This window comes from Streptomyces sp. NPDC057854 (assembly GCF_042797055.1).
Classification (GTDB): Bacteria; Actinomycetota; Actinomycetes; order Streptomycetales; family Streptomycetaceae; genus Streptomyces.
On record NZ_JBHVMF010000003.1, the window covers coordinates 361108 to 370405 of the forward strand.

The 9298-nt window shown below is 74.9% G+C and carries 12 protein-coding genes and 1 pseudogene; 7 read left to right on the top strand and 6 right to left on the bottom strand.

Going from position 1 to position 9298, the window contains the following annotated elements; translation table 11 throughout:
* The first annotated feature begins 75 nt into the window (after window positions 1-75).
* Entirely contained in the window at window positions 76-648 is a 573-nt protein-coding gene (locus ACFVQZ_RS07905) for a TetR/AcrR family transcriptional regulator (protein ID WP_030494788.1), read from the top strand.
* Between the two features lie 82 nt (window positions 649-730).
* On the opposite strand, the gene lepB is transcribed toward ACFVQZ_RS07905, so the two are convergent.
* Complete coding sequence (gene lepB / locus ACFVQZ_RS07910; protein ID WP_383620441.1) at window positions 731-1354, bottom strand: signal peptidase I; 624 nt, start codon at window positions 1352-1354, stop codon at window positions 731-733.
* 116 nt (window positions 1355-1470) lie between these two features.
* Window positions 1471-2478, bottom strand: coding sequence for a TetR/AcrR family transcriptional regulator C-terminal domain-containing protein (locus tag ACFVQZ_RS07915; RefSeq protein WP_383620442.1), 1008 nt, complete (start codon window positions 2476-2478; stop codon window positions 1471-1473).
* 167 nt (window positions 2479-2645) lie between these two features.
* Between ACFVQZ_RS07915 and ACFVQZ_RS07920 the strand changes: the two genes are divergently transcribed.
* From ACFVQZ_RS07920 to ACFVQZ_RS07940, 5 genes are all read left to right on the top strand, one after another.
* Window positions 2646-3767 (top strand): FAD-dependent monooxygenase, encoded by a 1122-nt coding sequence (locus tag ACFVQZ_RS07920; protein ID WP_383620443.1) that lies wholly within the window; start codon window positions 2646-2648, stop codon window positions 3765-3767.
* A gap of 67 nt (window positions 3768-3834) precedes the next feature.
* Window positions 3835-4227, top strand: coding sequence for a VOC family protein (locus ACFVQZ_RS07925; RefSeq protein ID WP_030498702.1), 393 nt, complete (start codon window positions 3835-3837; stop codon window positions 4225-4227).
* Between the two features lie 79 nt (window positions 4228-4306).
* Window positions 4307-4789 (top strand): DUF1203 domain-containing protein, encoded by a 483-nt coding sequence (locus tag ACFVQZ_RS07930; RefSeq protein ID WP_383620445.1) that lies wholly within the window; start codon window positions 4307-4309, stop codon window positions 4787-4789.
* A 240-nt stretch (window positions 4790-5029) separates the two neighbouring features.
* Window positions 5030-5374, top strand: coding sequence for an RNHCP domain-containing protein (locus tag ACFVQZ_RS07935; RefSeq protein ID WP_383620447.1), 345 nt, complete (start codon window positions 5030-5032; stop codon window positions 5372-5374).
* Between the two features lies 1 nt (window position 5375).
* Complete coding sequence (locus ACFVQZ_RS07940) at window positions 5376-5804, top strand: RNHCP domain-containing protein (protein WP_030498699.1); 429 nt, start codon at window positions 5376-5378, stop codon at window positions 5802-5804.
* A 54-nt stretch (window positions 5805-5858) separates the two neighbouring features.
* Here ACFVQZ_RS07940 and ACFVQZ_RS07945 read toward each other — a convergent pair whose 3' ends face one another.
* From ACFVQZ_RS07945 to ACFVQZ_RS07955, 3 genes are all read right to left on the bottom strand, one after another.
* On the bottom strand, window positions 5859-6476 hold the full coding sequence (locus ACFVQZ_RS07945) for a DUF4291 domain-containing protein (RefSeq protein ID WP_030498698.1): 618 nt from the start codon (window positions 6474-6476) through the stop codon (window positions 5859-5861).
* 50 nt (window positions 6477-6526) lie between these two features.
* Window positions 6527-7531: an EamA family transporter RarD gene (rarD, locus tag ACFVQZ_RS07950; protein ID WP_051788523.1), complete on the bottom strand. Its 1005-nt coding sequence runs from the start codon at window positions 7529-7531 to the stop codon at window positions 6527-6529.
* Window positions 7532-7637: 106 nt separating this feature from the next.
* Window positions 7638-8513 (bottom strand): NAD(P)H-binding protein, encoded by an 876-nt coding sequence (locus tag ACFVQZ_RS07955; protein WP_383620450.1) that lies wholly within the window; start codon window positions 8511-8513, stop codon window positions 7638-7640.
* Window positions 8514-8685: 172 nt separating this feature from the next.
* On the opposite strand from ACFVQZ_RS07955, the gene ACFVQZ_RS07960 reads away from it, so the two are divergent.
* Window positions 8686-9045, top strand: coding sequence for a winged helix-turn-helix transcriptional regulator (locus tag ACFVQZ_RS07960; RefSeq protein WP_383620465.1), 360 nt, complete (start codon window positions 8686-8688; stop codon window positions 9043-9045).
* Window positions 9046-9131: 86 nt separating this feature from the next.
* On the opposite strand, the pseudogene ACFVQZ_RS07965 reads toward ACFVQZ_RS07960, so the two are convergent.
* Window positions 9132-9298, bottom strand: a pseudogene (locus ACFVQZ_RS07965) (2-oxoacid:ferredoxin oxidoreductase subunit beta); the annotation flags it as partial.

The following is a 9298-nucleotide window of genomic DNA, read 5'->3' on the forward strand; positions in this document are numbered from 1 at the left end:
CTATCCAGAGCATGGACAGACCGTAGCACAGCTCTGGAACGAACGCTCTACTTAGTGACTTGCTACGGTGAACCCATGCAGACCAGCACGCGTGACCGGATCGTCGTCGCCGCCGCCCGCCTCCTCCAGCGCCAGGGGTACGTCGGCACGGGCATCAAGCAGATCGCCCAGGAGGCGCAGGCCACCCTCGGGTCCGTCTACCACTTCTTCCCGGGCGGCAAGGAGACCGTCGCCGTCGCCGCGATCGAGCACGGCGGCGCGGAGTTCGCGGCGCTCCTGCGGGAGGCGCTGGACAGCACGGACGACCCGGCCGAGGCGGTGGTCGCCTGCACCCGGCGCCTCGGCGAGGAGCTGCGCGCGTCGGACTGGACCGACGGCTGCCCCGTCACGGCGGCGGCCCTGGAGACGCTCGGCACCGACTCGGACATCCAGCGGGCCTGCGCCGCCGCGCTGCGCGGCTGGGAGGACCTGGTCCGCGACAAGCTGCTGCGCGGCGGCTTCTCCGCCGAGGCGGCCGGGGAGCTGGCCGTCACCGTCATCGCCGCCCTGGAGGGCGCCGAGGTCACCGCCCAGGTCACCCGCACCGAGGACCCGCTCCACACGGTCGGCCGTCAACTGGCCCGCCTGATCCGCTCGTACGCGGGGTAGCCCCGGCCCGCCCTTGCCGCCGCCCCGCCCCGTCCCGCCCCCGCCCCGGCCCCGGCCCGCCCCCGCCCCGGCCCCGCGCGCGTCAGGCGGCGGTGCGGGCGCGGCGCCAGGCGGCGTACCCCGTGCCGCAGCCGAGCACGATCAGGGCCGCGCCGGTGAGGCCGGCGGCCAGGACGGCCGGCGGGAGGCCGTCCTGCACGCGGCCGAGGACCCCCGCGACCGCGACGGTGCCCGCGTCCTGGTCCAGGAAGTAGCGGGAGTCGTTGGAGTTGCCGCGGTTGTCGCCCAGCAGGAACAGGCGGCCCTCCGGCACGCGGACGTCGTACGGGACCGGCGTCGGCGGCCAGGGCTCCTTCTTCAGGTACGGCTCGGCGAGGTCCTGGCCGTTCACCGTGACCCGGGTGCCGTCGGAGACCACGTGGTCGCCGCCCTTGCCGATGACGCGCTGGATGACCGGCGCGCCGTTGTACCGCCCGGGCACCTGGAGGAGCAGCACGTCGCCCCGGCGTATGTCGCCCGCCGCCACGTCCCGGACGAGCACGACCGTGCCCCGGGGGTGCGTGGGGTTCATGGAGTCGCCCATCACCGTGACGCCCCGGTGGGCGACGAAGAAGTACAGGATGCCGCCGAGGACCGACGCCAGTCCCAGCGGCACCATGATCCACGCCGCGGCCCTCAGCCGCCCGCCTGCCCGCCGCTCCCGCATGAACGTTCCTCCTCCGTCGTAGCCGCCCACGTCCCGGCGGACCCGCCGAGACTAGGGGGTGCCGGGCCGGCGGCGCATCCGGCCCCCGGGACTCCCGCGCCGCCCCCGGTCGCCCGTCACCGGCCCCCGCCCTCCACGAGGGGCGTCAGGCCGTCGAGGAGGGCGGCGAGGCCGCGCTCGAACAGGGCGTCCAGGTCCAGGTCGTAGCCGTCCTCGAAGCCGCCCACGACCTTGGCGAAGGTCGGGAAGCGGCCCGACTCCGCCAGCGCCCGCAGCTCGCCGGCGCGGCCGTCCATCCACTGGTCCTCCGACTGCCCGGTGGCCGCCTCGGCGTGCGCCTCGCGCTCCAGGTGCACCGCCAGGCCCTGCACGTGGCTGTAGATCAGCACGTGGACGTCGAACAGCTCGGCGGGCGCCAGGCCGTGGCCGTCGAGGGCGCTCAGGATCCACTCCCCGTGCACCAGGAGGCGCGGCACGAGCAGCGGGCGCGAGAGCGAGCCGAGCTGCGCCAGCCACGGGTGCCTCCGGTAGAGGCGCCACATCGTCCGCGCGCCCAGCTCGACGCGGGCGCGCCAGCCCTCGGGGGCGTCCGGCGGGTACGACTCCTCGCCGAAGGCCGCGTCCGCCATGTGGAGGACCAGCTCCTCCTTGCTCGGCACGTACCGGTACGTCGACATCGGCGCGACGCCGAGGCGGGCCGCGACGCCGCGCATGGAGAGCCCCGTCAGCCCCTCGGCGTCGGCGATCCCGATCGCGGTCCGGACGATCCGGTCGAGGCTCAGTTCCTGTTCCGTCCCGGGCTCGGCCGCGCGGGCGCCGGTGCCCGGCGGGGCGGCCCCTGGCGTCGTGGGTGCCGGCGGCGTGGTCCTCCGGTGGGCGGGGGAGGCGGTGGGGCCCGCGATGACCGTGCCGACCCGGGGCACGGCCTCCACCACGCCCTCCAGGCGCAGGATCGTCAGCGCCTTGGCGGCCGTGGCCAGCGCCACGCCCCACTCCTCGGCGATCCGCCGGGTCGAGGGGATCCGGTCGCCGGGGGCGAGTTCGCCGTCCGCGACGCGCCGCCGGATGTCGGCGGCGATGCGCCGGTAGGGAGGACCGTCGGCCACGCCAGTGATCTGCGTCACACTCTCCACCTCCACCTCTCTGTACTAGCGCAGAGGCTAGCAGCGGCGACGGCTCCTGGAAGCCGCTCTGACCTAGTACAGGGCGCCAAAGGGGCCGTTGAGAGCCCTGCGCGTACGGCGTACGTTCAGACGCGTACACCGTACGGACGACCACTCAGGAGAGCCCCATGCCCACGAAGAACCGGACCGTGCTCATCTCCGGCGGCGGCGTCGCCGGCCCCGTCCTCGCCCACTGGCTGCGCCGCCACGGCTTCGAGCCCACCGTCGTCGAGCGCGCCCCCGCCCCGCGCCCCGGCGGCCAGGCCGTCGACGTGCGGGGCGTCGCGCTCGACGTCATGGAGCGGACCGGCCTGCTCGACCGGGCGCGCGGCGTACGGACCCGGATGCGCGGCATGTCGGTCCTCGACGCGGAGGGCCGGGAGGTCCACCGCTCCACCGAGGCGACCTTCAGCAGCGGCCGGCTCGACAGCGACGACATCGAGGTGCTGCGCGAGGACCTGGTGCGGATGGCGTACGAGCACACCCGCGCCGACGCCGCGTACCTCTTCGGCGACAGCCTCACCGGGCTGGAGCAGGACAGGACCGGCGTGCGCGCCGACTTCGCGCACGGGCCGTCCCGCCGCTTCGACCTCGTCATCGGCGCCGACGGCCTCCACTCCACCGTGCGGCGGCTCGCGTTCGGCCCGGAGGAACGGTTCGCCCACCACCTGGGCAGCTACCTCTCGGTGTTCGGCACGGAGAACTTCCTCGGCCTGGAGGACTGGCAGACGTGGCTCCGGGGCGACGGCGTGGGCTTCGGCATCATGCCGGTGCGCGCCAACACCGAACTGCGGGTCGCGTTCGGCTTCGAGTCCGGCCCCCTGCCGCCCGGGCTGCGGGGCGCCGACGCGCTCCGGCGCACCGTCGTGGCCAAGCTGTCCGCCGTGGGCTGGGAGGGCGCCCGGCTGGCGGAAGCCGCCCGCACCGCCCCCGACTTCTACTGCGACGCCATGGCCCAGATCCGGATGGACCGGTGGTCGCGGGGGCGCGTCGCGCTGCTCGGGGACGCCGGCTACTGCCCGTCCCCGCTCTCCGGGCAGGGCACCAGCCTCGCGCTCGTCGGCGCGTACGTCCTCGCGGACAGCCTCGCGCGCCACGACGGCGACCACGGCGCCGCCTTCGCCCGCTACGAGGAGCGGATGCGGCCCTTCGTCGCCCTCAACCAGGCGCTGGCCACCGAGAACCCCGGCGGGCCCGCCTCCGAGGAGTCCGTCGAGCGCGCCAAGAACGCGATCACGCTCGACGCGTGAACTGCCGGGCGGGGGGAGGGGATTCGCGACGGGGGGTTCGCGGCGCGAGGTTCCGTACGCTGTTCCCATGGCATGCCGCATCAGTGAGCTCGTCCTCGAATGCGCCGACCCCGAACGCCTCGCCGCGTTCTGGAGCGAGGTCCTCGGCTACGTCGAACTGGGCCGGGAGGAGGACGGCAGCATCGAGATCGGGCCCGCCGGCACCGGCTTCGGCGGCCCGCTGCCCACCCTCGTGCTCAGCCCCAACGACGAGCCCCGCACCGGCAGTCGGCGCCTGCACATCGACGTCAGCGCCACCGACCGCGACCAGGACGCCGAACTGCGGCGGCTCCTCGCGCTCGGCGCGGTGCCGGCGGACGTCGGGCAGACCGGCGAGGAGGAGTGGCACGTCCTCGCAGACCCCGAGGGCAACGAGTTCTGCCTGCTCCGCCGCCGCATCGCCCCCGTCGGCGAAGCCTGACGGGCCGGCGCGGAAGCCGCTCGACCGCGGCGTCCGGAATCCGCCAGCCCGGTTACGGCGGCTCGGTGAGGCTGGGGGCATGAACCGCTTCACGCCCCGGGCCGTCGAGCCCGACGTCCTCACCGCCCTCCGCACCGTCGACGACGCCGGCCGCCCCTGCGTCCCGTACGTCGCGCCCGAGGGCGGACACCCCCTGCGCTGCTGCCTCCGGCTGTCCCGCCCCGGCGAGCGGATCGCGCTCGTCTCGTACGCGCCGCTGCGGCGCTGGGCCGCCGCCGCGGGCGCGGCGCCGGGGGCGTACGACGAGGTCGGGCCCGTCTTCGTGCACGGCGACGCGTGCGCGGGGCCCGAACCGGCCGACGGCTACCCCTTCGCGCGGCCGGGGGCGCTGCGCACCGTCCGCCGGTACGGTGCCGACGGCCGCATCGTCGGCGGGCGGCTCGTCGAACTCCCCGGCCTCGACGAGGCGTTCGCGGAGGCGTTCGCCGACCCGGAGGTCGCGCTCGTGCACGTCCGCGCCGTCGAGTACGGCTGCTTCCACTTCGAGGTGCGCCGGCCGTAACCGGGGGCGCGGCCGGAAAAACCGGTGGCGGCGCCCGGGGCGCGCTGCCTACCGTCGGAGACGACGTCCCCCGTCCGCCGTACGATCCGGGCCCCCGGCCCGCAGAGAGGGTGTTGTATGCCCCGGCCCGCGCCGAGCGCGCCTCACTCCATGGCCCTTTCCGCCTAGGCAGTCTCCTTCGCGAGGCCCGCTCGGCCGACTCCTGCTGTCAGCGACACTTCCTCAGCAAGGAGCCTCCGGGTGACCATCACCATCGACACCTTCACCTGCGTGTGGTGCGGACTCACCGTCCACGCCCACGCCGCCGGCGGGCAGCGGCGCAACCACTGCCCGTCCTGCCTGCACTCCCGGCACGTCCACGACCACGTCGAGGGCGGACCGAGCGACTGCCGGGCGCGCATGTCCCCGATCTCCATCGCCGTGCTGCGCACCGGCGACTGGATGATCGTGCACCGGTGCGTGCGCTGCGACGAGCTGACCTCCAGCCCCGTCGCCGAGGACGACAACCGGCTCATCCTGATGCGGATGGCGGTACGGCCGCTGGCCCAGCCGCCGTTCCCGCTCGAAGCGTTCGGGGACCTGTGACATGGCCCGCCGTACGCGCACCGACGACCGGCGCCGCGCCCAGCGGCGCAAGGACGTGCTGCACGGGCAGCGGACCGGCCACCGGGAGCAGGACTTCCGGTGCGTCGCCTGCCGGCTCGTCGTCCCGCTGGCCGCGCCGGGCACGGCCCACCGCAACCACTGCCCGACCTGCCTGGCCAGCCTGCACGTCGACGCCCGGATCCCCGGCGACCGGGCGTCCGCCTGCCGGGGCCGCATGGTGCCGCTCAGCGTCTCCGTCCGCCCGGACGGCGAGTGGCTCCTGGTCCACGAGTGCCGGTCCTGCGGCGAACTGAGCGCCAACCGGATCGCCGGCGACGACAACGCCCTCGCCCTGATCCGCCTGGCCCTCCGCCCCCTCCGCGACCCGTCCGTCCCCACAGCAGCCCACGGAGCCCTCCTCACCCTGTGACCCGCAACCCCGGGGAAACGGGACCCACCCGGGCCCCGTTCCCCCGGGCCGACCTCAGGCCCGCACCCGGTCCAGCAGACCGTCCGGCTCCGGGTACGGCGTCTCGGCCGGCAGCAGCCGTGCCGCGGCCGTCAGGTCCCCGGCCCGCACGAGGGCGTGCGCCGCCCGGGCGAGCGCCGTGACGTCGGTGACGGCGACCGTCCACTCGTCCGCGTACCGGCGTGCCGCCTCGCCCGCGAGACCCAGCTGGAGCGAGCGGTACGGCAGCGGAGCCAGCCGCAGGTCCCGCTCCGGGTCCCACTGCACCCGGGCCGGCGCCCGCCGCAGCTCCCGCTGCCAGGACGCCCGGTCGGCGTGGAAGCCGCGCTCGTAGTGCGACAGACAGGCGTGCCGCAGCGCCCACTCGAAGCCCGCCCGGGTGATCTCCACCGCGAGGACGGTCTCCTGGCCCTCCTTGGTGCCCCAGCCGGAGCGGTACATCATCCACAGGAACGACGGCTTGATCCACGTCATCCGGTCCCGCTTCCAGAGCTCCGGGAACCGCCCGTCGCGCGCGGTGGGCAGGCCGATCTCCGGCGGGTACGCCTGGTAGACGGTGACCGTGGTGCCGGTGTGCAGCGCGCGGACGCGGCGGAGCGGCTCGCCGCCCCGTACCGCCGGGAGTGGGGACATGGGGTCCAGGGTGGAGCGGCGGGCCGGGCTGCGGCCACCCGTTTTCGCCGTCAGGCGCGGACGTCGTCCGTCGGGGCGGGGCGGGGGAGTGGGGTGTGGGTGGCGGCCTGCTTCGCGGCTCGGGTCATCGCGGCGCGGCTGCGGCGGGCCGTGCGGAGGGCGTCCCAGGTGAGGAGCGTGAGGGCGAGCCACACCAGGGAGAAGCCGGCCCAGCGCTCCGGCGGCATCGCCTCGTGGAAGTACACGACGCCGAGGAGGAACTGGAAGGTCGGGGCCAGGTACTGGAGGAGGCCCAGGGTGGAGAGCGGGACCCGGATCGCCGCCGCGCCGAAGCAGACGAGCGGGATCGCCGTGACGACGCCGGTGGTGGCGAGCAGCGCCATGTGGCCGGCGCCCTCGGAGCCGAAGGCGAGTTCCGAGCGCGAGCCGAGGAAGACCAGGTAGCCGAGGGCCGGCAGGAACTGGACGGCCGTCTCGGCCGCCAGCGACTCCAGGCCGCCGAGGTTGACCTGCTTCTTCACCAGGCCGTAGACGGCGAAGGAGAAGGCGAGGACGAGGGAGATCCACGGCGGGCGGCCGTAGCCGATCGCCAGGACGAGGACGGCGGCGAAGCCGATGCCGACCGCCGCCCACTGGGCGGGCCGGAGGCGTTCCTTCAGGACGAGGACGCCGAGCGCGATCGTCACCAGCGGGTTGATGAAGTAGCCGAGGGACGACTCGACGACGTGCCCGTTGTTGACCGACCAGATGTACAGGCCCCAGTTGACCGTGATGACGGTCGCGGCGATCGTCAGCAGCCCCAGCTTGCGCGGGCTCGCCGCCAGCTCCCGCATCCAGCCCCACCGGCGCAGCGCCAGCAGCGCGAGGCCGACGAGGACGAACGACCAGACCATCCGGTGCGCCAGGATCTCGCCCGCGCTCGCCGGCTTGAGGAGCGGCCAGTAGAGCGGCACGAGGCCCCATATCGCGTACGCGCCGACGCCGTACAGCAGACCGGCGCGGCCGTCGCCGCCGTCCGCCGTCCCGACGGTTCCGTCCGTCTCTCTTCCGCCCATGGAAAGCCTCCCGCCCTGCGCCGCGCTGTCCCGACGAAGGTAGCGCCGCACAGGGCCGGCTGTCATGTGTGTACCGCTATACGGTCATGACCATGGGAGGCGGCGGTCAGCGCGCCGCCGCCAGCGCCTCCGCGATCGTCGTGCCGATCGGCGTGGTCGGGCGCCCGATCAGCCGCGCCAGGTCGCCGGTCCGGAGCGCCAGCGCGCCCCGCGCGACCGCCTCGTCGACGTCGACGAGGATCGCCGCGAACGCCTCCGGCACTCCCGCGCCCGTCAGGATCTCCAGGTGCGCCGCCGCCGGCACGTTCCTGTACGTGATCTCCCGCCCGGCCCGGGCGCCGACCTCCGCCGCGTACTCCGCCAGCGACCACGCCTCGTCGCCGCTCAGCTCGTACGCCCGGCCCAGGTGCTCCTCGGTCGGCCCGGTCAGCACGGCCGCCGCCGCGGCGGCGTAGTCGGCGCGGGAGGCGGAGGCGACCCGGCCCTCGCCCGCGTTGGCGACGACGGCGCCGTGCGCGAGGACGGGCGCGAGGTTCGCCGTGTAGTTCTCGCTGTACCAGCCGTTGCGCAGGAAGGTGTACGGCAGCCCCGAGGCGAGGATCAGCGCCTCGGTCTCCTTGTGCTCCGCCGCCAGGTCGAAGTCGGCGTCCGGCCCGCCCAGCACGCCGGTGTACGCCAGCTGGGCCACGCCCGCCGCCTTGGCCGCGTCGATCACGGCGGCGTGCTGCGGGACCCGCTGCCCGACCTCGCTGCCGGAGATCAGCAGCACCCGGTCGCCCGCCGCGAAGGCGCCGGCCAGCGTCTCGGGCCGGCTGTAGTCGGCGATCCGCAGCTCGACCCCGCGCTCGGCCAGGTCGGCGGCCTTCTCCTTGTTCCGTACGACGGCGGCGACGGAACCGGCGGGGACGGCCGGGTCGGCCAGGAGGGCGTCGACGACGAGACGGCCGAGCTGTCCGGTGGCTCCGGTGACGACGATGCTCATGGGATCACTCGCTTCCTGCGGTGAGGGGGTGGGGCTGCGGTCGGGGTGACACACTCACCGTACGGGGTGCGCTATCTATTCGAAAGTACCCACTTTGACGTAAGGTACTGACGTGCAGGTAAGTGAACAGACCCCAGCTGAGGCCGCCGCCGAGGCCGCCCCGCCCGCCCCCCTGCTGGCCGCCACCGACGGCACCACGTGCCCGTCCCGGCTGGTCCTGGAGCACGTCACCAGCCGCTGGGGCGTCCTCGTCCTCATGGCCCTGCTGGAGCGCTCGTACCGGTTCAGCGAGCTGCGCCGGCGGATCGGCGGCGTCAGCGAGAAGATGCTGACCCAGACCCTCCAGACCCTGGAGCGGGACGGCTTCGTCCACCGCGCCGCCCAGCCCGTCATCCCGCCCCGCGTCGACTACAGCCTCACCCCGCTCGGCGAGGACGCCGCCCGCCGCGTCCGCGACCTGGCCCTCTGGACCCAGTCCCGCGTCCCCGCCGTCGAGGAGGCCCGCGCCGGCTACGACGCGGCCCGCGGCTGACCCGAACCCCTCCGGACGCGGAGAGGGGCACGACCCGTCGTCCGGGTCGTGCCCCTCTCCATGTCGGGCGGGCCGGCGCGTCCGCGTCAGCCGACCACCGTCCACGTGTCGTTCCCGGCCAGCAGCCGGGCCAGATCACCCTCGCCCTGCCGCTCCACGGCGGTGTCGAGCTGGTCGGCCATGAGGGTGTCGTAGACCGGTCGTTCCACCGACCGGAAGACGCCGATGGGGGTGTGGTGGAGGGTGTCGGGGT